Below are 19,846 nucleotides of genomic sequence, written 5' to 3' on the forward strand. Positions count from 1 at the left end.
GGAAACCAGGGGCTCGGCGCAGTAGAGGGGGGCGCAGCGTACCATCTGTTTGTAACAAGCAGTTACTGTTTGCCCGGATCGGCACTTTTTCACGCGTTATGTAAGAGGGTGGGGCAACCGGTCACGCGGCAATCAACCACACGCCCGGCCGGGCCATTCGGGACTATGCTTCCTAGCATTCGTTGATCTGGATCAATCGTTCCAGATTCAACGAATTGGCCCTCTGGGCCGGAATCCCTGCGATCGAACAGAACAATTCCAACGCGCCGCACTCGACTACCGTGGGGGCAGTGGGCGACGGGGCCACAAGCCCGGACGCCGGATTACCTGAAGAGGAAGCACCATGTTCGGAATAGAGGCCTTAGAGCTCGCCCGAATGCAGTTTGCCTTTACCGTGTCGTTCCACATCCTGTTCCCGGCCATCACCATCGGCCTGGCGAGCTACCTGGCAGTCCTTGAAGGCCTTTGGCTGAGGACCCACAACCAGGTCTACCGTGACCTCTATCACTTCTGGTCGAAAATCTTTGCCGTCAACTTCGGCATGGGCGTGGTCTCCGGCCTGGTCATGGCCTACCAATTCGGCACCAACTGGAGCCGCTTCTCCGACTTTGCCGGCGCTGTCACTGGCCCGCTGCTCACCTACGAAGTCCTCACTGCCTTCTTCCTCGAGGCCGGCTTCCTGGGCGTCATGCTGTTCGGCTGGAACCGCGTTGGTCGCGGCCTGCACTTCTTCTCCACGGTGATGGTGGCGCTCGGCACGCTGGTCTCGACGTTCTGGATCCTCGCCTCCAACAGCTGGATGCAAACCCCGCAAGGCCACGAGATCATCGATGGCCGGGTGGTGCCGGTGGACTGGTTCGCGGTGGTGTTCAACCCCTCGTTCCCTTACCGCCTGATGCACATGGCCACCGCTGCGTTCGTGTCCACAGCGTTCTTCGTCGGCGCCTCGGCGGCCTGGCACCTGTTGCGTGGGCGTGACAACCCGGCGGTGCGCAAGATGCTGTCGATGGCCATGTGGATGGCGCTGATCGTGGCCCCGATCCAGGCGGTGATCGGCGACTTCCATGGCCTCAATACGCTCAAGCACCAGCCGGTGAAAATTGCCGCGATCGAAGGCCACTGGGAGAACGTGCCCGGCGAGCCGACCCCGCTGATCCTGTTCGGCATCCCCGACATGAAAGCCGAGACTACCCGCTTCAAGGTCGAGATCCCGGCGCTTGGCAGCCTGATCCTGACCCACAGCCTGGACAAGCAGGTACCGGCGATGAAGGAATTCCCGCCTGAGGACCGGCCCAACTCGACCATCGTGTTCTGGTCGTTCCGGGTCATGGTCGGCCTTGGTTTCCTGATGATCTTCGTCGGCCTGTGGAGCCTGTGGCTACGCAAGCGCGGCACGCTTTACAGCTCACGGCCGTTCCTGCACGTGGCCCTGTGGATGGGGCCTTCAGGGCTGGTTGCATTGCTGGCCGGCTGGTTCACCACCGAGATCGGCCGCCAGCCTTGGGTTGTGTACGGCCTGATGCGCACGGCGGATGGCGTGTCCAACCACAGTTACGCCCAGCTCGGCTTTACCCTGGTGGCCTTTGTGGTGGTGTACTTCGCCCTGTTCGGTACTGGCCTTGGCTACATGATGCGCCTGGTGCGCAAAGGCCCGCAGACCGGTGAAGGTGACGAGACCAACCCTGGTGGGCCTGGCACCAAACGCACGCCGGCGCGGCCGCTGTCCGCCGCAGATGATGGCCACGAGGCCAACACCGCCAGCCTGAGCAAGGGGAACTGAGCCATGGGTATCGACCTTCCGCTGATCTGGGCCGTGATCATCATCTTCGGCGTCATGATGTACGTGGTGATGGATGGTTTCGACTTGGGAATCGGTATGCTCTTCCCGTTCGTCAAGGACGAGCATGACCGTGATGTGATGATGAACACCGTCGCCCCGGTGTGGGATGGCAACGAAACCTGGCTGGTATTGGGGGGGGCAGGGCTGTTCGGGGCGTTCCCGATGGCGTACGCGGTGATCCTTGAGGCGTTGTACCTGCCTTTGATTCTGATGCTTATCGGCCTGATCTTCCGCGGCGTGGCGTTCGAGTTCCGCTTCAAGGCCACCGCCGAGAAGCGGCATATCTGGGACAAGGCGTTCATCTGGGGCTCGCTGGTCGCGACCTTCTTCCAGGGCGTGGCACTGGGCGCGTTCCTTGAAGGCTTCAAGGTGGTCGACCGGCATTTCGCCGGTGGCACCCTCGACTGGCTGACCCCGTTCAGCCTGTTCAGTGGGCTCGGTTTGATCGTGGCCTACACGCTGCTGGGTTGCACCTGGCTGATCATGAAGACCGAAGGGCCGCTGCAGCAGAAGATGCACGACATTGCCCGGCCTTTGGCGCTGGTGCTGCTGGCGGTGATCGGTATCGTCAGCCTGTGGACGCCCATCGCCTACCCGCAAATCGCCGACCGCTGGTTCAGCATGCCCAACCTGCTGTGGTTCATGCCGGTGCCGCTGCTGGTGCTGGTGACCTTCTACGGGTTGCTCAAGGCGGTGGCACGCAACGCGCACTACACCCCGTTCCTGCTCACCTTGGTGCTGATCTTCCTTGGCTACAGCGGCCTGGGTATCAGCCTGTGGCCGAACATCATCCCTCCGTCAATCTCGATCTGGGATGCCGCCGCACCGCCGCAGAGCCAAGGCTTCATGCTGGTGGGCACACTGTTCATCCTGCCGTTCATCCTCATGTATACCTTCTGGAGCTACTACGTGTTCCGCGGCAAGGTGACCCATGAAGACGGCTATCACTAGGAGGGCCGCATGATGACTGGCAAGCATAGTTTGGAAGACAAGAAACCGCTGTGGCAGCGGCTGGGCTGGCTGTTGCTGATATGGGCGATGAGTGTTGCAGCGCTGGGCGTGGCGGCCTGGGTGATGCGCTTGTTCATGGGGGCTGCTGGCCTGACCACCCATTGAATTGATGGGGGCGCTGTGGGAGCGGGCTTGTCCCGCGAACACCGGCAAAGCCGGTGCCATGCACCGTGTTGTCTGGTTCGCGGGACAAGCCCGCTCCCACAGCCTGTTGGAACCCAGGGCGCCTATTTGCGGGCTTTCAGGATTACAAATTTGGGCGTAGCCGCCACCTGCTCCACCCCACGGAACAGCCGCGCCAGCTTGCTGTGATAGCCCAGGTGCCGGTTACCCACGATATACAGCGCCCCACCCACCACCAGCGCCTCGCGCGCCTGCTGGAACATGCGCCAGGCGAGAAAATCGCCCACCACCTGCTGCTGGTGGAACGGCGGGTTGCACAGCACTACGTCCAGCGATTGTTTCTCTACCCCGGCCAAACCATCGGCCGCCTCGAACATCGCCGGGCGCTCGCCCAGCGCAGCCTGCCAGTTCTCCCGCGCCGATTGCACCGCCATGTACGACTCGTCAACCAAGGTGTACTCGGCATCCGGGTTGGCCAGGGCGCTGGCAATCGCCAGTACACCGTTGCCGCAACCCAGGTCCGCCACCCGCGCGCGGCCAAGGTCGCGTGGCAGGTGGGGCAGGAACGCCCGGGTGCCAATGTCCAGGCCCTCACGGCAGAACACGTTGGCATGGTTGACCAGCTCCAGCTCCAGCGCCGGCACGTCGAGGCGGTAGCGGCTAGGGTAGGGCGAGCGTGCGAGCGGGCGGTCGGCCACCGTTGCCGTCAGCAAGCGGGCCTTTTTCTGCGCCAGCGATGCCTGCACCGGGCCGATGTACTTCTCCATCAGCTCACCGGCGGCCCATGGCAGGTGCTTGATCATCGCCCCGGCGATCACCTGTGCGCCGGGTGCCAGGTGGCCTTGCAGGCGGATCAGCTGCTCTTCGAGCAGGGCCAGGGTCTTGGGCACGCGCACCAGCACCCGGTCGAACGGGCCTTGCCAGGGTTCGCTGGCCGGCACGAACGGCACGCTGTCGAACGGCAGGCCATTGCGCGCCAGGTTCTTTTCCAGGGCCACGTGCGCCAGGTGCGAATCGCCGCTGCTGACCACTTGCAGCTGGCCCGCCAGGCTGGCGGCCAGGGCGCCGAAGCTGTCATTGAGCACCAGCACCCGGCAGTTGGCCTCGGGTGCCTGTTCATGCAACTGCGCAAGCAGGTACTCGTCGGCGGCATCAAAAGCCTGCAGCGGGTCGTTGGCCTGCTCCGGCTGGCGGATCAGGTCGAGTTCGGCGAAGGGGGTGGTCAACAGGGGCATGGCGTCTGGCTCGGGTACGAAACTGCCCGTTGCGGTTCGCCCCGGGCTTTGCCGGGCGATTCTACAGGGCTTTGCCCAAGGTCGCAGGTTTGCCGGTCAGATCCAGCCGCGCAGGGCGGCGATGGCGATGGCGCCGGCCTTGTTGGCGGCGTTGGTCTTGGTGATCACGCTGCGGATATGGAAGTTTATCGTGCTTTGCGACAGTGACAGGATGCAGGCCACGTCGGCGGCGGTCTTGCCGGCGGCCGACCATTTCAGCACTTCCAGTTCGCGCTCGCTCATTTTCGGCTGAGGTGGGCACAGCGCGTTCAGGTGGTGTTCGCCCAGCACCGCGTGCAGGGTGTGGCACAGCCACTGCACACTGCCGGCCTTATCGTAGAGTTCGTGGATGCCGATGTTGCCGTGGGGCCTGGCCACGCTGACCTGGCTCTCGTTGTGCTGCAGGTCGTGCAAAGACTGCGTCCAGCCGTGACGCAGGCCATACTGGCAGGCTGCTTCACGAAAATGCGGGGCATCACGGTACAGATCGTCGGTCCACAGCACCGGCATGGTCGAACTGTGACTGATGTTGGCAGCAGGGTCCTGCTTGTAGAAATCGTCACGCTGGCAGCGCTCGATCCACTCGTCCGGGTAGTTGCTGTAGAGGTAGACCCTGGGCGTCTGCGTGGCGATCTGGATGCGAATGTTCAGCCCAAGGTAATCCATGCCCAGGTCTTGTGCCAGGTGCACCGCGATGTCGAACAGCTTCCGTGGGCTACGTTCACTGACGAACGCATGAAGATGCTCGGGTTTCCATTGAAGCATCTGAAACACTCCTCGGGGTATCAGGATCCAATCCGTTTGAGTACCCGGATGATTGTAGGAAATGTCCTACCATAACGTTGGGATTTTTTTGTTATAGCGATCAGGATTTTCTGCGACTTCGGCACGATCGCCCTTGATGAGGCCCTACAAAGCAGTGGTTTTTATCCACGGCACTTTGCGCGACACTGTGCGCACGCCAAACCTTGGAGCCCAATATGACCGCTAGCGCCGAAAAATTCACCCGCCAGACCCTGCTCGATGTTCAGCCGCTGACGCCGAACCTCTTCAGCCTGCGGGTTACGCGCGATGCGGGGTTCCGCTTCCGTTCCGGCCAGTTTGCCCGCCTGGGCGTGACCAAGGCTGATGGCAGCGTGGTATGGCGCGCCTATTCCATGGTTAGCGCACCGCATGACGAGCACCTCGACTTCTTCTCCATCGTGGTACCCGGTGGTGAGTTCACCAGTGAACTGAGCCGGCTAGGTGCGGGCGATACCTTGCTGATCGACCGCCAGGCCTTCGGCTTCCTCACGCTTGATCGCTTCGTCGGTGGCCGTGACCTGTGGCTGCTGGCCACCGGTACAGGCATTGCGCCATTTATGTCGATCCTGCAGGACTTCGAAGCTTGGGAACGTTTCGACAGCATCAAGCTGGTGTATTCGGTGCGTGAAGCGAAAGAGCTGGCCTATGTGGATGAAATCGCCGGGCTGGAGCAGCGTGACTACCTGGCCGAGTTCGCCGGCAAGTTGCAGTTCATTCCGGTGGTGACCCGTGAGCAGCACCCGGGGGCGCTGAACCAGCGTATTACCACGTTGATCGAGAATGGCGAGCTGGAGAAGGCGGCGGGGCTGGAGCTGTCACCGGAGCATTCGCGGGTGATGCTGTGCGGCAACCCGGAAATGATCGACGAGACGCGCAAGGTGCTGAAGGCGCGTGACCTGCAGCTGAGCCTGAGCAAGCGGCCGGGGCAGGTGGCTGTCGAGAATTACTGGTAAAGCCATTGGGGCTGCTTTGCAGCCCATTCGCGGCACAAGGCCGCTCCCACATGGGCCTGTCTACGCGGCACCTTGTGGGAGCGGCCTTGTGCCGCGAATGGGCCGCAGGGCGGCCCCAGCAATCTCAGGGCAACCGGTTCTGGTTCTGCGCCTTGAGCAAATCGCGAATCTCGGTCAGCAAGGTCTCTTCGGCAGATGGCACTGGCGGCACAGTCGGCGCCACGGCCTCTTCGCGCTTGAGCCGGTTGATCGCCTTTACCCCCATGAAGATGGCAAAGGCCACGATCACGAAGTCGATCACGGTCTGGATGAACTTGCCATACGCCAGCATCACCGCCGGCACATCGCCTTCGGCCGCCTTCAGGGTAATGGCCAGGTCGCTGAAGTCCACACCACCAATCAGCAGGCCCAGTGGCGGCATGATCACGTCACCGACGAAGGACGAGACGATCTTGCCGAAGGCTGCGCCGATGATGATGCCGACTGCCATGTCGACCACATTGCCTTTGACCGCGAAGGCCTTGAACTCATTGAGCATGCCCATGTTTGGTTCCTTGTAACAAAAGGTAAGGTTAACGCAGTGTAAGCCACTAAAACGCTTCATGCGTGGTGTTCAGGGGTAGTGACTGTGGTTAGAACGAATAGTTTTGTCGCATCCCGAAGCGTTCGAGACACGTCCTGCTCGGCTATCATGGCGGTTTTTGCCAGGAGACCCCACCCATGGCCAAGGCCAAGCGCTTGTATGGCTGCACCGAATGCGGCGCGACCTTCCCTAAATGGGCCGGGCAATGCGGCGAATGCGGGGCCTGGAACACCCTGGTCGAAACCATGATCGAAAGCGGCGGTGCCGCTGCGCCCAGTAGCGGCCGTGCCGGCTGGACCGGGCAGCAGGCGCAGATCAAGACGTTGGCCGAAGTCAGCGTCGAAGAAATCCCGCGTTTCACCACCAGCAGTACCGAACTGGACCGCGTGCTGGGCGGTGGCCTGGTGGATGGCTCGGTGGTGCTGATTGGCGGGGACCCCGGCATCGGCAAGTCGACCATCCTGCTGCAAACGCTGTGCAACATTGCCGTGGGCATGCCGGCGCTGTATGTCACCGGCGAGGAATCGCAGCAGCAGGTGGCCATGCGTTCGCGGCGCCTGGGCCTGCCCCAGGACCAGCTCAAGGTAATGACCGAAACCTGCATCGAAACCATCATCGCCACGGCACGCGTCGAAAAACCGCGGGTCATGGTGATCGACTCGATCCAGACCATTTTCACCGAGCAACTGCAATCGGCGCCCGGCGGCGTGGCCCAGGTGCGTGAAAGCACGGCGTTGCTGGTGCGCTACGCCAAGCAGAGCGGCACGGCGATCTTCCTGGTTGGCCACGTGACCAAGGAAGGCTCGCTGGCCGGCCCGCGGGTACTGGAGCACATGGTCGACACCGTGTTGTATTTCGAAGGCGAGTCCGACGGCCGCCTGCGCTTGCTGCGGGCAGTGAAGAACCGCTTTGGCGCGGTTAACGAGCTGGGCGTGTTCGGCATGACGGACCGGGGTTTGAAAGAGGTGTCCAACCCGTCGGCGATCTTTCTTAACCGTACCCAGGAAGAAGTGCCGGGCAGTGTGGTGATGGCGACCTGGGAAGGTACCCGGCCGATGCTGGTGGAGGTGCAGGCACTGGTCGACGATAGCCACCTGGCCAACCCGCGTCGGGTGACCCTGGGCCTGGATCAGAACCGCCTCGCCATGCTGCTGGCGGTGCTGCACCGTCATGGCGGCATTCCCACCCACGACCAGGACGTGTTCCTCAACGTGGTGGGCGGGGTGAAGGTGTTGGAAACGGCTTCGGACCTGGCGCTGTTGGCGGCGGTGATGTCCAGCTTGCGCAACCGGCCGTTGGCGCATGGCCTGCTGGTGTTTGGCGAGATCGGCCTGTCGGGCGAGGTAAGGCCGGTACCTAGCGGGCAGGAGCGTTTGAAGGAAGCGGCCAAGCATGGTTTCAAGCGGGCCATCGTGCCCAAGGGCAATGCGCCGAAAGAGGCGCCGGCGGGGTTGCAGGTGATTGCCGTTACCCGGCTGGAGCAGGCCCTGGATGCATTGTTCGAGTGATGTATAGCCTGTACCGGCCCTTTCGCGGGTAAACCCGCTCCCACAGGTGTAGCGCCAGCCGTGAATGGGGCGCGGTACCTGTGGGAGCGGGTTTACCCGCGAAAGGGCCGGCACAGGCAAACGAAAAAGGGGCCGACGATGCGCGTCGGCCCCTCCACCTCACCGCTCAGTCAGCGGTCAATGCTCGGCAACCGGCGTGCGCCTGACCGTTTCATTACCATGCTCGTCCAGTTCCAGCATCGGCACTTCATTGCCTTCGGCATCGAACAGCTTGCCATCCTTGAAGTAGTCGCCATCACGCAGCGCGGAAATGTCCGAATACTGGATCGTGCGCTCGTAGGCCGCGGCGAACACCGACTGGTTTTCCGAGTTGCCTGTGGTGAAGTGGTTGAAGATCAGGTTCAGCAGGATGGCCATGATCGCAGCCGAGCTGATGCCCGAGTGGAAGATGGTCTCGAACCAGTTCGGGAAGTGGTGGTAGAAGGTCGGCGCGGCAATCGGGATCATGCCGAAGCCCAGCGAGGCGGCGACGATGATCAGGTTGACGTTGTTCTTGTAGCTGACCTTGGACAGGGTACGGATACCACTGGCCGCCACGGTGCCGAACAGCACGATGCCCGCGCCGCCCAATACCGGGGTAGGCACTGCGGCAATCACCCGGCCCATGATCGGCAGCAGGCCGAGCACCACCAGGATCACGCCACCGGTAGCCACTACATAGCGGCTCTTGACCCCGGTCACCGCCACCAGGCCGACGTTCTGGGCGAACGCGCTCTGGGTGAACGAGCCAAAGATCGGCGCCAGGATGCTCGACGCCATGTCGGCGCGCAGGCCGTTGCCTAGGCGCTTGGAGTCGACCTTGGTGTCGATGATCTCACCCACGGCCAGAATGTCGGCCGAGGTTTCCACCAGGGTCACCATGATCACGATGCACATCGACAGGATCGCGGCGATGTGGAATTCCGGCATGCCGAAGTGGAACGGCGTGGGGAAGGCGAACATCGGGCCTTCGCTGACCTTGCTGAAGTCGGTCATGCCCAGCGCCCAGGCGATCAAGGTACCAACCACCATGGCCAGCAGGATCGACAGGCGCGAGATGGTCGCGCTGCCCAGCTTGCTCAGCAGCAGCACGATGGCGAAGGTCAGCCCGGCCAGGCCGATGTTGGCAACGCTGCCGAACTCTGGCGAGGCGCTGTTGCCACCCATCACCCAGCGGGCCGCTACTGGCATCAGGGTCAGGCCGATGGTGGTGATGACGATGCCGGTTACCAGCGGTGGGAAGAACTTAGTGATGCGCGAGAACACCGGGGTGATCAGAAACCCGATGAACGATGCCGCCATGACCGCACCCAGCACGCCCGGCAGGCCGCCGCCGCCCTCGCTGCTGAGGATCGCGCCCATGGTCGCCACACCCGCGAACGACACGCCCTGTACCAGCGGCAACTGGCAGCCGAAAAACGGCAGGCCCAGGGTTTGCAGCAGGGTGGCCAGGCCACCGGCGAACAACGAGGCGGCGATCAGCATGCCGATTTCGGCGCCATTCAGGCCTGCGGCCTGCCCCAGGATCAGGGGTACCGCGACAATCCCCCCGTACATGGTCAGTACGTGCTGCAGACCATAGGCCAGGTTGGCCCCAAGGCCGAGGTTTTCATCCTCGGGGCGCTTGGCGGGAGACGTGCTAGGGGACGTAGTCATGGAGCAGGCTCTCTGTTTATTTTTGTGTTGCTACTGTAGACACTTCCTACAAATGATTGCCACAAGAATTGTATACAATATTTTGATCGGAGCGCGCACAGTAGCGGCCGCAGGGTGTGCGAAAACCCAATGCAGAAGCCGTACCAACTCGTCAGAAGCTGTACTAGAGGGGTGTGTACAAAGAGTTGCTACCCAGACTTAAAGCTGTCTGGGTAGACAGGAAACACCAGACGGGAAAGCTAGTAGCTAGCTAAGAGATTTCATTATTCGATCAGTTCGCGCAGCTCACGCATCATTTCGGTGCTGTCGGCCACGTTCAATTCCACAAGACGGTGCAAATGGCTCATCGAGTCGAGATCGATGTACAGGCAGATGAAGCCCAGGCGGTGGGGCTCTTCGTGGCGCAGTTCGACCTGCATCTGCACTTCGGTCTCTTCATCGTTGAGCAGGATGTACGCTTCGAAATCCTGGGTCAGGTCGGCGTCCCAGGGCTCCGGGCATTCGACCAGCAGGCCTTTGAGGGACAGGTCGAGCAGTTTCACCTTCCAGCAACGCTCGCCCTGGCACAACTTGGTCGGGGCATCGAACTGAATACGCTGGAAGCGGCGGCGTTCGTCGTGAATGCTCATGGGCGGACTCTCCGGGTGACATCCTGACTATAGTTAGAGTGGTATGTGCATCAGGTACCGCAATCTGGCCGCAGAGGCTCTAGACCAAAGCAAGTGTGGCAATGCGCGATGACTCGCCCTAGACTCGATGGGCGGTCTTTCCAATCCACCAGCTGGAAGCTAACCATGAACAACAATAATAGCCTGCTACGCCACATTCCGTGGCTGGCGCTGGCAGTCATAGGAGCCTGCGCGCTGGGTGTGGTTGCCCTGCGTCGCGGCGAGGCGATCAACGCCTTGTGGATCGTGGTCGCGTCCGTGGCCATCTACCTGGTCGCCTATCGCTACTACAGCCTGTTCATCGCCACCAAGGTGATGCAACTCGACCCGCGCCGTGCCACCCCGGCGGTGCTCAACAACGACGGCCTGGACTACGTCCCGACCAACAAACACATCCTCTTCGGTCACCACTTCGCCGCCATCGCTGGCGCCGGCCCGCTGGTTGGTCCGGTACTCGCCGCGCAAATGGGCTACCTGCCCGGCACGCTGTGGCTGATTGCCGGCGTGGTGCTGGCCGGTGCGGTACAGGACTTCATGGTCCTGTTCCTGTCCACCCGCCGCAATGGCCGTTCGCTGGGCGACATGGTGCGCGAGGAGATGGGCCGTATTCCGGGCACCATTGCCTTGTTCGGCTGCTTCCTGATCATGATCATCATCCTGGCGGTGCTGGCGCTGATCGTGGTCAAGGCCCTGGCCGAAAGCCCATGGGGCATGTTCACGGTGATGGCGACCATCCCGATCGCGATGTTCATGGGCATCTACATGCGCTACATCCGCCCGGGCCGCATTGGCGAAATCTCGGTCATCGGCGTGGTGCTGCTGCTGGCGTCGATCTGGCTGGGGGGGCAGATTGCTGCAGATCCGACCTGGGGCCCGGCGTTCACCTTCACCGGCGTGCAGATCACCTGGATGCTGGTGGGTTATGGCTTCGTCGCCGCCGTGCTGCCGGTGTGGCTGGTGCTGGCGCCGCGTGACTACCTGTCGACCTTCCTCAAGATCGGCACCATCGTCGGCCTGGCCATCGGCATCCTGATCATCGCGCCCGAGCTGAAAATGCCGGCGCTGACCCAGTTCACCGACGGCACCGGCCCGGTGTGGAAGGGCACCCTGTTCCCGTTCCTGTTCATCACCATTGCCTGTGGCGCGGTGTCTGGCTTCCACGCGCTGATCTCCTCGGGGACCACGCCCAAGCTGCTGGATAACGAAACCAACGCTCGCTACATCGGCTACGGCGGCATGCTGATGGAGTCGTTCGTTGCCATCATGGCCATGGTCGCCGCCTCGGTGATCGAGCCGGGTGTGTACTTTGCCATGAACAGCCCGGCCGCAGTGGTCGGCGCCGACGTTGCATCGGTGGCGCAGACAGTCAGCAGCTGGGGCTTCCTGATTACCCCCGAGCAACTGGAAGCAGTGGCCCGCGACATCGGCGAGCACACTATCCTGGCCCGCGCCGGTGGTGCGCCGACCCTGGCGGTGGGTATCGCGCAGATCCTGCACCAGGTGCTGCCGGGTGAAAACACCATGGCCTTCTGGTACCACTTCGCGATCCTGTTCGAGGCGCTGTTCATCCTTACCGCAGTAGATGCCGGTACCCGTGCCGGGCGCTTCATGCTGCAAGACCTGCTGGGCAGCTTCGTACCCGCCCTGAAACGTACCGAGTCGTGGGGTGCCAACCTGCTTGCCACCGCTGGTTGCGTGGCAATGTGGGGTTACCTGCTGTACCAAGGCGTGATCGACCCGCTGGGTGGCATCAACACCTTGTGGCCGCTGTTCGGCATCTCCAACCAGATGCTGGCCGGTATTGCCCTGATGCTCGGCACCGTGGTGCTGATCAAGATGAAGCGTCAGCGCTACATCTGGGTAACCCTGGTGCCGGCTGTGTGGCTGCTGATCTGCACCACTGCGGCAGGCCTGATCAAGCTGTTCGACCCGAACCCGGCAGTGGGCTTCCTGGCCTTGGCCAAGAAGTACAGCACGGCGCTGGACGCCGGCCAGGTACTGGCACCGGCCAAGGACATCGGCCAGATGCAGCATGTGATCTTCAACGCGTACACCAACGCGGGCCTGACCATCCTGTTCCTTCTGGTGGTGTTCAGCATCCTGTTCTTCGCCCTCAAGGTCGGCTATGCCGCCTGGGGCCGCAAAGAACGCACCGACAAGGAAACGCCATTCCAGGCGTTGCCTGACGCGTAAACGAGAGGACTGCAGTCATGTTCAACGACCTGGGTCGACTGGGTAAATACCTGGGGCAGGCAGCCCGCCTGATGGTCGGCATGCCCGACTACGACAACTATGTCGAGCACATGCAGACCAAGCACCCGGACAAGCCGGTCATGACGTACGAGGAGTTTTTCCGCGAACGCCAGGAAGCGCGATACGGCGGCAAGTCCGGGCCCAAGTGCTGCTAACACCTCATCGGCCAGCGCGGTCCTTGTAGGAGCGGCCTTGTGTCGCGACAGGGCCGCGCAGCGGCCCCGGCTATATCCGCTGCGAAGCTGAAAACCTGGGGCCGCTTTGCGGCCCTATCGCGACACAAGGCCGCTCCTACAGGGAGCGCGCACACCTTCCGAATTATCACTGCACAGGAGAAGTTCTGCGTGCAGACGCCTATTCCCGTTACCATCCTCACTGGCTTCCTCGGTGCCGGCAAGACCACCTTGCTCAAGCACATGCTCAAGGCTGAGCACGGCCTGAAAATCGCGGTGATCGAAAACGAATTCAGCGAGGCCGGTATCGATAGCCAGCTGCTGGGCGACGAGCCGGTCCAGGTGATGACCCTGGCCAACGGCTGCGTGTGCTGCAGCATCCACGGCGACCTGACCCGCGCCCTGTACCTATTGCTCGAACGCCTGGATGCCGGCGAAATCGCCTTCGACCGGCTGGTGATCGAATGCACAGGCCTGGCCGACCCGGCACCAGTGGCACAAACCTTTTTCATCGACGAGGAGCTGCGTGAGCGTTATATCCTCGACGGCATCATCACCTTGGTCGATGCCGCCCATGCTGAATTGCACCTGACCCAGACCATCGCCCAGGCCCAGGTCGGTTTTGCCGATCGGCTACTGCTCAGCAAGACCGACCTGGTCGAGCCGGTTGCGGTAGAAGCCCTGCGCGATCGCCTGGCACGCATTAATGGCCGGGCTGCGATCCGCGTGGTCGAGCATGGACGCATCGACCTGGCGGAACTGCTCGATGTACGGGGTTTCAACCTGAACCCGGACTTGGGTGCGAACCTCAAGCCTACGCTTCGCCCGTTGCTCAAGCCCGCTACCCCGGACCGTATCTCCACATTGGTGTTGCGCACGGAAACCGCGCTGGATATCGACCGCCTCAGCAACTTCATGAATGAGCTGCTGGAAGCCCACGGCAAGCAGCTGCTGCGCTACAAGGGCGTGCTGAACATTGCCGGCGAAGACCGCAAGCTGGTGTTCCAGGGCGTACTCAAGCTCTACGGCTTCGACTGGGACGCCGAGTGGGCCGAGGGTGAAACCCGCGAGAGCGTGATGGTGTTCATCGCCGATGAGCTGCCCGAGGCTACGATTCGGGCTGGGTTCGAGGCGCTGGCTGTGGGCTGAGCCGGCGGGGCGTCTGTGCTGCGAACCACTGCGGCCATGAGCTGCGGTGACGGGTTTCGACCTCGATGCACGGGATCAGGCGCTCCGTCAGCACGGCCGTTTGCCGCACCGCCTTGGCGGTGCGGTACTTGACGCTGTGGATGCACTCGCGGTCGCCAAACTCGCAGCGGTTCAGCGCGGTGCCGCCGCAAGGGCCGTTGGCCAGGCCCTTGGGGCAGGTTTCCGGGCAGATGTACAGGGTGTCTTCCAGGCGGCAACGGCCGCACGTGTCGCAACCCACCAGCGGGCGCTTCACGGCGCGTTCTACCTTGTGCAGCACCTGCGCGCCAAGGCGGGTAGCCCAAAGCGGCTGGCGCACCGCCCAGCCGAATGCCTTGCTCAGGCTGTTGCGGCGGCTGAACAGTAGTGAGTGCATGCCGTGCATCAGTTGATAGCGCGCTTTTTCCTTGAACGAAGCATCGACCCGTGACTCGCCCTGGCGCCAGCCCGCCTGTGGCGGATGGAAGATCACGGCCGGCAGGCCGGGCATCTGCCAGCTGGCGTGCCAGGCGGGTGCCCATTGTTCCAGTGTGTGGACCTGCGCTTGCCAGTGCTCGATGCGCGCTTCCAGGGCCAGCAGTTGCTTGAGCTCGTGGATACCCGACAGGTGCACGCCGGCGTAACCCATCAGCTTCACGCCAATGATCTGCAAGGCCAGGCGGTCGACGCTGCGCGCCTGGGCAAAGGCCTTGGACTGCGCCGTTTCCGCTTCGAGCATGTCGCGCATGGACGGCGAAACGGTAACGCCGGCCACGTGGTCAAGCATCGCCGCGCGGCCGTGGGTAAGGCTCATCAGGCAGGCCAGCATCGGCTTTGGCGCCGCCTGGCGGCTCATCCAGTGCATGGCCTCCTGGTGCTTGGCGGCATCGAAACCCAGTTGCAGGGTGAGGAAGTCAGCACCCGCCGCCAGCTTTTTCTCGGCCTTGAAATACTGGGCGCCACCTTCTTCCTCGCAGTACTTGAACGGGTTCAGCGCCGCGCCCAGCAGCCAGTGAGGGCAGGCTTGCCGAGCGATCTGCAGGGCAGCGACCGACTCCAGGTAGCGCACCGGGCGCTGGCCAGGCTCATGGCCGGGCAGGCGGTCGCCGGTGAGCAGCAACAGCTGGTCGAGGCCGGCGGCGTCCATGCGTTGCAGTTGCGCGAGCAGGTGGTGGCGTTCGCGGTCCTTGCCGGAGAAATGCGGCAGGGCAGGCACCGGATTACTGAACGAGGCGAGGGCGTCCAGCGGCGACATGTCCAGCGGGCTGCCGACGCGGTCGCCGATGGCCACGGTCATTGGCCAGCCGCACAGGTGTGCACGATCCATGATCGCCTGCATGGCAGCAAAGCGCTCTGCGGAGGGCTTGGGGACGAACTCCATGACGCAGACGAAGGTATTTTCGCGCAGCGCGGTTTTCAGCAGGCTCATGGGGCCGGGTACCTGGTGTGGTCAGGGTGGCATTGTGCGGCAGAAGGCGGGCGGGGTCATGTCCGGATGCGCAGGGTGGTGCTCTGAATGAGACATCAGTGTTTACCCTGTGCCGGCCCTTTCGCGGGTAAACCCGCTCCTACAGGTGCTGCATTCACCGAAGATCATGAAACTCCTGTAGGAGCGGGTTCACCCGCGAAAGGGCCGGCACAGCCCATGCAAAACCATGATCATGAGAATTTCTTGAGTTCATCTCAAATTTAATGAGTTTGTCTCAATACCCCCATCAGCCGGAAAATCCCTTCATTAATTTGAGCATGCTGAAGGGACAAGACATGGCACTGGCACACAACCTGGGCTTTCCAACCACCGGCCGCGACCGTGAGCTGCGGGCCCGCCACTGGCAAGTGCAGAAAGACGCCGGTATTGAACTGCTGCCAGTCGGCAACGCCGCCCAGTATGACCACGCGCTGACCGCCGATGACCAACAGTTCGCCCTGAACTGGGAACAGCTTTTCGAGGAAGTGGAACAAGCCAAAGCCCTGGGCCATGCGGTCAAGCCGGTGGTGATCGGCCCATTGACCTACCTGTGGCAGGGTCAAGCCCAGGGCGACGACTTCGACAAGCTGGAGCTGCTCGACCGCCTGTTGCCGCAGTATGACCAGGCCCTCAACCGCCTGGCTGCCTTGGGCGTCGAATGGGTGCAGATCGATGAGCCAATCCTGGCCCAGGAGCTGCCACAAGATTGGAAAAACGCCTACGAGCGCGTCTACAACATCCTTCAGCGGGCACCGCTGAAGAAGCTGATCGCCACCTATTCCGGTGGTCTCGATGGCAACCTCGGCCTGGCCGCCAACCTGCCGGTCGATGGCCTGCATATCGACCTGGTGCAGGCGCCTGAGCAGTACCAGGCCATGCTCGACCGCCTGCCCGCTTACAAGGTGCTGTCGCTGGGCCTGGTCGACGGCCGCGACGCCGCGCCTTGCGATCTGGGAAAGACCTTGGATTTGTTGCTCGATGCCCACGAACGCCTGGGTGAACGGCTGTGGCTGGCGCCGGCTTGTTCGTTGCTGGAAAGCCCGGTGGAGCTGGCCGTGCAGAAGTGCCAGGAAGTGGCGGTGCTGGCCGCTTCGCTGGAGCAGTACCGAGTCGCAGCTTGATTATTCGCGGTCTGTGCCGGCCTCTTCGCGGGTAAACCCGCTCCCACAGGGACCGCACAAATTTCAATGTTTGTGGGAGCGGGTTTACCCGCGAAGAGGCCGGCACAGGCGCTACAAAACCCCTAGAATGCCGACTCCGATCAAATCCACAGGGAGTGATGCGATGCGCATTCTGGTAGTCGGTGCCAGCAAGGGCCTGGGCAAGGCCTTCATGGAAGGGCTGGGCAACCCCGGCGATACATTGATCGGCGTGTCGCGCGCCAAACCAGCGGCAGTGAACATCGGCAAGGATGTCGAAGCCCAATGGATCGAAGCCGATCTCGGCCAGCCGGCCACCGCTGTCGAGGCCATTGCCCGAGCACTGGCCGATGGCGGTGTGGATACGCTGATCTATAACCTCGGCTTGTGGGAAACCGAGGCCTTCGAAACGCACTACAGCTTTCTCGAAGACCGCGATGTGCAATTGCAGCGCATGGTCGACTGCAACATCACCGCGACCATCCTGCTGATCAAGCGTTTGCTGCCACAGCTGCTCAAAAGCGAAAAACCACGAATCATCCTGACCGGTTCCACTTCGGGCCTGCCCCAGAGTGGTCGGCCGGAAGTGACCTTCGCCGCGTCCAAGTTCGCCCTGCGCGGCATCGCCGAGGCTTTGCGCGAAGGCTATCGGGGGCAGGGGCTTGGGGTGACGTGCCTGAACCTGGGCTATCTGAATACCCAGGACAGCCTGGATGTGCCGTGGGCCGAGGCCGCGGCGCGTGGGGAAGGAGGGCTGATACCGCTGCATGATGTGGTGCTGATGGTGCGTACGCTGCTGGAGCTGTCGGCGGCAAGCTATGTGCGCGAGCTGACCTTGCCGGCAATTGCCGATGAGCGGTTCTGAAGGGTTTTAAGCAGGCCTGGCCTCTTCGCGGGTAAACCCGCTCCTACAGTTACTGCACAAGCATTGAAATTTGTGCGGTCCCTGTAGGAGCGGGTTTACCCGCGAAGAGGCCGGACCTGCTCAAATCAATCCAAGATCAACGCTCAATGGCCAAAGCCACCCCTTGCCCACCGCCAATGCACAAGGTCGCCAAACCTTTCTTGGCATCCCGCTTGATCATCTCGTGCAGCAAGGTTACCAACACCCGGCACCCAGACGCTCCAATCGGGTGGCCCAGGGCAATCGCCCCACCATTCACGTTAACCCGCGCAGCATCCCACTCCAGCGCCTTGCCCACGGCCAGTGCCTGGGCGGCAAAGGCTTCGTTGGCTTCAATCAGGTCCAGCTCGGCCAACTGCCAGCCGGCCTTGTCCAGGCAGCGCTGGGTCGCCGAAACCGGGCCAATGCCCATGATCGCCGGGTCTACACCAGCACTGGCATAGGCCGCGATTTTCGCCAGCACCGGCAGGCGCAGGGCCTTGGCCTTGGTCGCGCTCATCAGCAGCACAGCGGCGGCGCCATCATTCAGGCTGGAGGCATTGCCAGCGGTGACGCTGCCATCCTTTTTGAACGCCGGGCGCAGTTTGCCCAGGGATTCGGCGGTGGTGTCCGGGCGTGGCTGCTCGTCACGTGCGAACACCTTGGGCTCGCCCTTTTTCTGCGGCAGCACGATCGGGGTGATTTCGTCATCGAAACGGCCGGCTTCGATTGCCGCCACGGCCTTGCGCTGCGACTCGGCGGCGAAGGCATCTTGCTGTTCACGGCTGAGGGCGTACTTGTCCACCAGGTTTTCCGCGGTGATGCCCATGTGGTAGTCGTTGAAGGCATCCCACAGGCCATCGGTGATCATGCTGTCGATCAGCTGGCCATGGCCCATGCGCTGGCCGGTACGGGCCGAGGGCATCACATAGGGGGCCAGGCTCATGTTCTCCTGGCCACCGGCAATTACCACCTCGGCGTCACCGCAGCGGATGGCCTGCGCGGCCAGGTGCAAGGCCTTGAGGCCCGAGCCACAAACCTTGTTCAGGGTCAGTGCCGGTACGCTGAAGGGCAGGCCGGCCTTGATCGCGGCCTGGCGTGCCGGGTTCTGCCCGGCGCCGGCGGTGAGCACCTGGCCGAGAATCACTTCGTCAACCTGCGCCGGGTCCAGCCCTGTCTGCTCCAGCAGGCGCTTGATCACGGCGGCACCAAGGTCGACCGCTGGCACACTGGCCAGGGCACCCTGGAAGCTGCCAATGGCGGTACGGGTTGCGGCGACGATGACCACGTCGTTCATGTTGTTGTTCTCCGTGCGATGGGCGTAATGCCTCAAGCATCGGTGGCTTTGGCTCATTTGTTAAGTTTGTTTTTCTTTGTGATTGATCCGGAAAGCAAATGAATGGGCGTAATGCGCCCCCCACATCTAAGCTAATTAGCATGCTGTATCACCCACCTGAATGGAGTTCATGCCCATGCGCTCATTGATAGCTCTAACCCTGCTGATCGGCAGCAGCACTGCATTCGCCGCTACCGAATGCACCACCGCTGATAAAAGCACCTGGCAAGACCAGGAAAAGTTCCAGGCCCAGCTCAAGGAGCAGGGCTACAAGATCAACAAGTTCAAGGTCACCAAGGGCAACTGCTACGAGATCTATGGTTTCGACAAGGATGGCAAGAAGGTCGAGATCTACCACGACCCGGTGACTGGCAAGGCAGTCAAGACTGAGTATCACAAGTGAACAGCGACGGCACGGTGCAGCTGTGGGACCCACTCCTGCGGCTGATCCACCTGTCGATCGCGATCGTGTTCTTTGCCAACTACTTTTTCAACGAAGAGGGTGATGACTGGCACCAGTGGCTGGGTTACTACGCACTGGCCTGTGTGGTGGTACGTGTGGTCTGGGGGTTTGTCGGGCCGCGCAGCGCGCGCTGGGCTGATTTTTGGCCAACGCCGTCGGGCGTGGCCGGGCATGCCCGCGATCTGCTGCGCGGGGAGCATGTCCATGGCATGGGGCATTCGCCGATAGGCGCGCTGGTGATGGTGCTGATGTTGATCGGCATCACGGGCCTTGGCCTGACCGGCTGGGCCTCGCAGGAGGTGGACGCGCTGTGGGGTGTCGAATGGCCGATGGATGTGCACAGCTGGCTGGCCAATGCGTTGCTGGCGTTGGTCTGCGTGCATGTGCTGGGCGCCATCGTCGAGAGTGTGCGCCTGCGCGAAAACCTGCCGTTGTCGATGATCACCGGGCGCCGGCGGCATCGCGATTGAGGAAACCTGCACCGGCCTCTTCGCGGGCACGCTCG

At 62.4% G+C, this 19,846-nt stretch carries 19 protein-coding genes; 12 read left to right on the top strand and 7 right to left on the bottom strand.

Annotated features, from left to right (window positions below):
* Nucleotides 1–343 precede the first annotated feature (343 nt).
* The 3 genes from ACIP1G_RS18680 to ACIP1G_RS18690 are packed head-to-tail and all read left to right on the top strand — an operon-like array spanning nt 344 to nt 2,956.
* Complete coding sequence (locus ACIP1G_RS18680) at nt 344–1,780, top strand: cytochrome ubiquinol oxidase subunit I (protein ID WP_400739718.1); 1,437 nt, start codon at nt 344–346, stop codon at nt 1,778–1,780.
* 3 nt (nt 1,781–1,783) lie between these two features.
* A complete protein-coding gene (cydB, locus tag ACIP1G_RS18685; protein ID WP_400739720.1) occupies nt 1,784–2,791 on the top strand; it encodes a cytochrome d ubiquinol oxidase subunit II in 1,008 nt (335 codons plus the stop codon).
* Nucleotides 2,792–2,800: 9 nt separating this feature from the next.
* On the top strand, nt 2,801–2,956 hold the full coding sequence (locus tag ACIP1G_RS18690) for a DUF2474 domain-containing protein (protein ID WP_400739722.1): 156 nt from the start codon (nt 2,801–2,803) through the stop codon (nt 2,954–2,956).
* Nucleotides 2,957–3,078: 122 nt separating this feature from the next.
* Here ACIP1G_RS18690 and ACIP1G_RS18695 read toward each other — a convergent pair whose 3' ends face one another.
* Both ACIP1G_RS18695 and ACIP1G_RS18700 read right to left on the bottom strand, forming a co-directional pair.
* Entirely contained in the window at nt 3,079–4,209 is a 1,131-nt protein-coding gene (locus ACIP1G_RS18695; protein ID WP_400739724.1) for a methyltransferase, read from the bottom strand.
* A gap of 96 nt (nt 4,210–4,305) precedes the next feature.
* Nucleotides 4,306–5,013 carry an autoinducer binding domain-containing protein gene (locus ACIP1G_RS18700; protein ID WP_400739725.1) on the bottom strand — a complete coding sequence of 236 codons (708 nt, stop codon included), beginning with the start codon at nt 5,011–5,013 and terminating at the stop codon, nt 4,306–4,308.
* A 215-nt stretch (nt 5,014–5,228) separates the two neighbouring features.
* On the opposite strand from ACIP1G_RS18700, the gene ACIP1G_RS18705 reads away from it, so the two are divergent.
* Nucleotides 5,229–6,005: a ferredoxin--NADP reductase gene (locus ACIP1G_RS18705; RefSeq protein WP_028699862.1), complete on the top strand. Its 777-nt coding sequence runs from the start codon at nt 5,229–5,231 to the stop codon at nt 6,003–6,005.
* Nucleotides 6,006–6,129: 124 nt separating this feature from the next.
* On the opposite strand, the gene mscL is transcribed toward ACIP1G_RS18705, so the two are convergent.
* Complete coding sequence (gene mscL, locus ACIP1G_RS18710) at nt 6,130–6,549, bottom strand: large-conductance mechanosensitive channel protein MscL (protein ID WP_400739728.1); 420 nt, start codon at nt 6,547–6,549, stop codon at nt 6,130–6,132.
* A 176-nt stretch (nt 6,550–6,725) separates the two neighbouring features.
* Here mscL and radA point away from each other — a divergent pair, with 176 nt between their 5' ends.
* Nucleotides 6,726–8,096 (top strand): DNA repair protein RadA, encoded by a 1,371-nt coding sequence (radA, locus tag ACIP1G_RS18715; protein ID WP_003251626.1) that lies wholly within the window; start codon nt 6,726–6,728, stop codon nt 8,094–8,096.
* A gap of 177 nt (nt 8,097–8,273) precedes the next feature.
* Here radA and ACIP1G_RS18720 read toward each other — a convergent pair whose 3' ends face one another.
* Together ACIP1G_RS18720 and ACIP1G_RS18725 are read right to left on the bottom strand one after the other, a co-directional pair.
* Entirely contained in the window at nt 8,274–9,791 is a 1,518-nt protein-coding gene (locus tag ACIP1G_RS18720) for a nucleobase:cation symporter-2 family protein (RefSeq protein WP_400739730.1), read from the bottom strand.
* A gap of 263 nt (nt 9,792–10,054) precedes the next feature.
* On the bottom strand, nt 10,055–10,420 hold the full coding sequence (locus ACIP1G_RS18725; RefSeq protein WP_400739732.1) for a PilZ domain-containing protein: 366 nt from the start codon (nt 10,418–10,420) through the stop codon (nt 10,055–10,057).
* Between the two features lie 165 nt (nt 10,421–10,585).
* Between ACIP1G_RS18725 and ACIP1G_RS18730 the strand changes: the two genes are divergently transcribed.
* From ACIP1G_RS18730 to yjiA, 3 genes are all read left to right on the top strand, one after another.
* Complete coding sequence (locus tag ACIP1G_RS18730; protein WP_400739734.1) at nt 10,586–12,652, top strand: carbon starvation CstA family protein; 2,067 nt, start codon at nt 10,586–10,588, stop codon at nt 12,650–12,652.
* A gap of 17 nt (nt 12,653–12,669) precedes the next feature.
* Nucleotides 12,670–12,867, top strand: a complete 198-nt coding sequence (locus ACIP1G_RS18735) for a YbdD/YjiX family protein (protein WP_013974210.1) — start codon at nt 12,670–12,672, stop codon at nt 12,865–12,867.
* Nucleotides 12,868–13,056: 189 nt separating this feature from the next.
* The gene (yjiA, locus tag ACIP1G_RS18740) at nt 13,057–14,034 is read left to right on the top strand and encodes a GTPase (protein WP_400739736.1); all 978 of its coding nucleotides are present in this window, start codon (nt 13,057–13,059) and stop codon (nt 14,032–14,034) included.
* On the opposite strand, the gene ACIP1G_RS18745 is transcribed toward yjiA, so the two are convergent.
* Nucleotides 13,994–15,481, bottom strand: a complete 1,488-nt coding sequence (locus tag ACIP1G_RS18745) for a methylenetetrahydrofolate reductase C-terminal domain-containing protein (protein ID WP_400739738.1) — start codon at nt 15,479–15,481, stop codon at nt 13,994–13,996. The genes yjiA and ACIP1G_RS18745 overlap by 41 nt on opposite strands.
* 335 nt (nt 15,482–15,816) lie before the next feature.
* On the opposite strand from ACIP1G_RS18745, the gene ACIP1G_RS18750 reads away from it, so the two are divergent.
* The gene (locus tag ACIP1G_RS18750) at nt 15,817–16,641 is read left to right on the top strand and encodes a 5-methyltetrahydropteroyltriglutamate--homocysteine methyltransferase (RefSeq protein ID WP_400739740.1); all 825 of its coding nucleotides are present in this window, start codon (nt 15,817–15,819) and stop codon (nt 16,639–16,641) included.
* Between the two features lie 163 nt (nt 16,642–16,804).
* Nucleotides 16,805–17,524 carry an SDR family NAD(P)-dependent oxidoreductase gene (locus tag ACIP1G_RS18755; protein ID WP_400739742.1) on the top strand — a complete coding sequence of 240 codons (720 nt, stop codon included), beginning with the start codon at nt 16,805–16,807 and terminating at the stop codon, nt 17,522–17,524.
* 136 nt (nt 17,525–17,660) lie between these two features.
* Here the strand turns inward: ACIP1G_RS18755 and ACIP1G_RS18760 are convergent, their stop codons facing one another.
* Nucleotides 17,661–18,839 carry an acetyl-CoA C-acetyltransferase gene (locus ACIP1G_RS18760; RefSeq protein ID WP_400739744.1) on the bottom strand — a complete coding sequence of 393 codons (1,179 nt, stop codon included), beginning with the start codon at nt 18,837–18,839 and terminating at the stop codon, nt 17,661–17,663.
* A gap of 175 nt (nt 18,840–19,014) precedes the next feature.
* Between ACIP1G_RS18760 and ACIP1G_RS18765 the strand changes: the two genes are divergently transcribed.
* The gene (locus ACIP1G_RS18765; RefSeq protein WP_400739746.1) at nt 19,015–19,281 is read left to right on the top strand and encodes a PepSY domain-containing protein; all 267 of its coding nucleotides are present in this window, start codon (nt 19,015–19,017) and stop codon (nt 19,279–19,281) included.
* Nucleotides 19,278–19,811 (top strand): cytochrome b/b6 domain-containing protein, encoded by a 534-nt coding sequence (locus ACIP1G_RS18770; protein WP_400739748.1) that lies wholly within the window; start codon nt 19,278–19,280, stop codon nt 19,809–19,811. The genes ACIP1G_RS18765 and ACIP1G_RS18770 overlap by 4 nt, the downstream gene beginning before the upstream one ends.
* Nucleotides 19,812–19,846: the final 35 nt, after the last annotated feature.

Source organism: Pseudomonas sp. NPDC089392 (assembly GCF_044749595.1).
Classification (GTDB): Bacteria; Pseudomonadota; Gammaproteobacteria; order Pseudomonadales; family Pseudomonadaceae; genus Aquipseudomonas.

Bases quoted from the DNA above. Each gene is read 5' to 3' on its own strand.
- ACIP1G_RS18720 (WP_400739730.1), bottom strand. From the start codon at position 9,791: ATGACTACGTCCCCTAGCACGTCTCCCGCCAAGCGCCCCGAGGATGAA.
- cydB (WP_400739720.1), top strand. From the start codon at position 1,784: ATGGGTATCGACCTTCCGCTGATCTGGGCCGTGATCATCATCTTCGGC.
- ACIP1G_RS18695 (WP_400739724.1), bottom strand. From the start codon at position 4,209: ATGCCCCTGTTGACCACCCCCTTCGCCGAACTCGACCTGATCCGCCAG.
- ACIP1G_RS18705 (WP_028699862.1), top strand. From the start codon at position 5,229: ATGACCGCTAGCGCCGAAAAATTCACCCGCCAGACCCTGCTCGATGTT.
- ACIP1G_RS18690 (WP_400739722.1), top strand. From the start codon at position 2,801: ATGATGACTGGCAAGCATAGTTTGGAAGACAAGAAACCGCTGTGGCAG.
- ACIP1G_RS18765 (WP_400739746.1), top strand. From the start codon at position 19,015: ATGCGCTCATTGATAGCTCTAACCCTGCTGATCGGCAGCAGCACTGCA.
- ACIP1G_RS18680 (WP_400739718.1), top strand. From the start codon at position 344: ATGTTCGGAATAGAGGCCTTAGAGCTCGCCCGAATGCAGTTTGCCTTT.
- ACIP1G_RS18700 (WP_400739725.1), bottom strand. From the start codon at position 5,013: ATGCTTCAATGGAAACCCGAGCATCTTCATGCGTTCGTCAGTGAACGT.
- mscL (WP_400739728.1), bottom strand. From the start codon at position 6,549: ATGGGCATGCTCAATGAGTTCAAGGCCTTCGCGGTCAAAGGCAATGTG.
- ACIP1G_RS18745 (WP_400739738.1), bottom strand. From the start codon at position 15,481: ATGAGCCTGCTGAAAACCGCGCTGCGCGAAAATACCTTCGTCTGCGTC.
- radA (WP_003251626.1), top strand. From the start codon at position 6,726: ATGGCCAAGGCCAAGCGCTTGTATGGCTGCACCGAATGCGGCGCGACC.
- ACIP1G_RS18750 (WP_400739740.1), top strand. From the start codon at position 15,817: ATGGCACTGGCACACAACCTGGGCTTTCCAACCACCGGCCGCGACCGT.
- ACIP1G_RS18725 (WP_400739732.1), bottom strand. From the start codon at position 10,420: ATGAGCATTCACGACGAACGCCGCCGCTTCCAGCGTATTCAGTTCGAT.
- ACIP1G_RS18760 (WP_400739744.1), bottom strand. From the start codon at position 18,839: ATGAACGACGTGGTCATCGTCGCCGCAACCCGTACCGCCATTGGCAGC.
- ACIP1G_RS18755 (WP_400739742.1), top strand. From the start codon at position 16,805: ATGCGCATTCTGGTAGTCGGTGCCAGCAAGGGCCTGGGCAAGGCCTTC.
- ACIP1G_RS18735 (WP_013974210.1), top strand. From the start codon at position 12,670: ATGTTCAACGACCTGGGTCGACTGGGTAAATACCTGGGGCAGGCAGCC.
- ACIP1G_RS18730 (WP_400739734.1), top strand. From the start codon at position 10,586: ATGAACAACAATAATAGCCTGCTACGCCACATTCCGTGGCTGGCGCTG.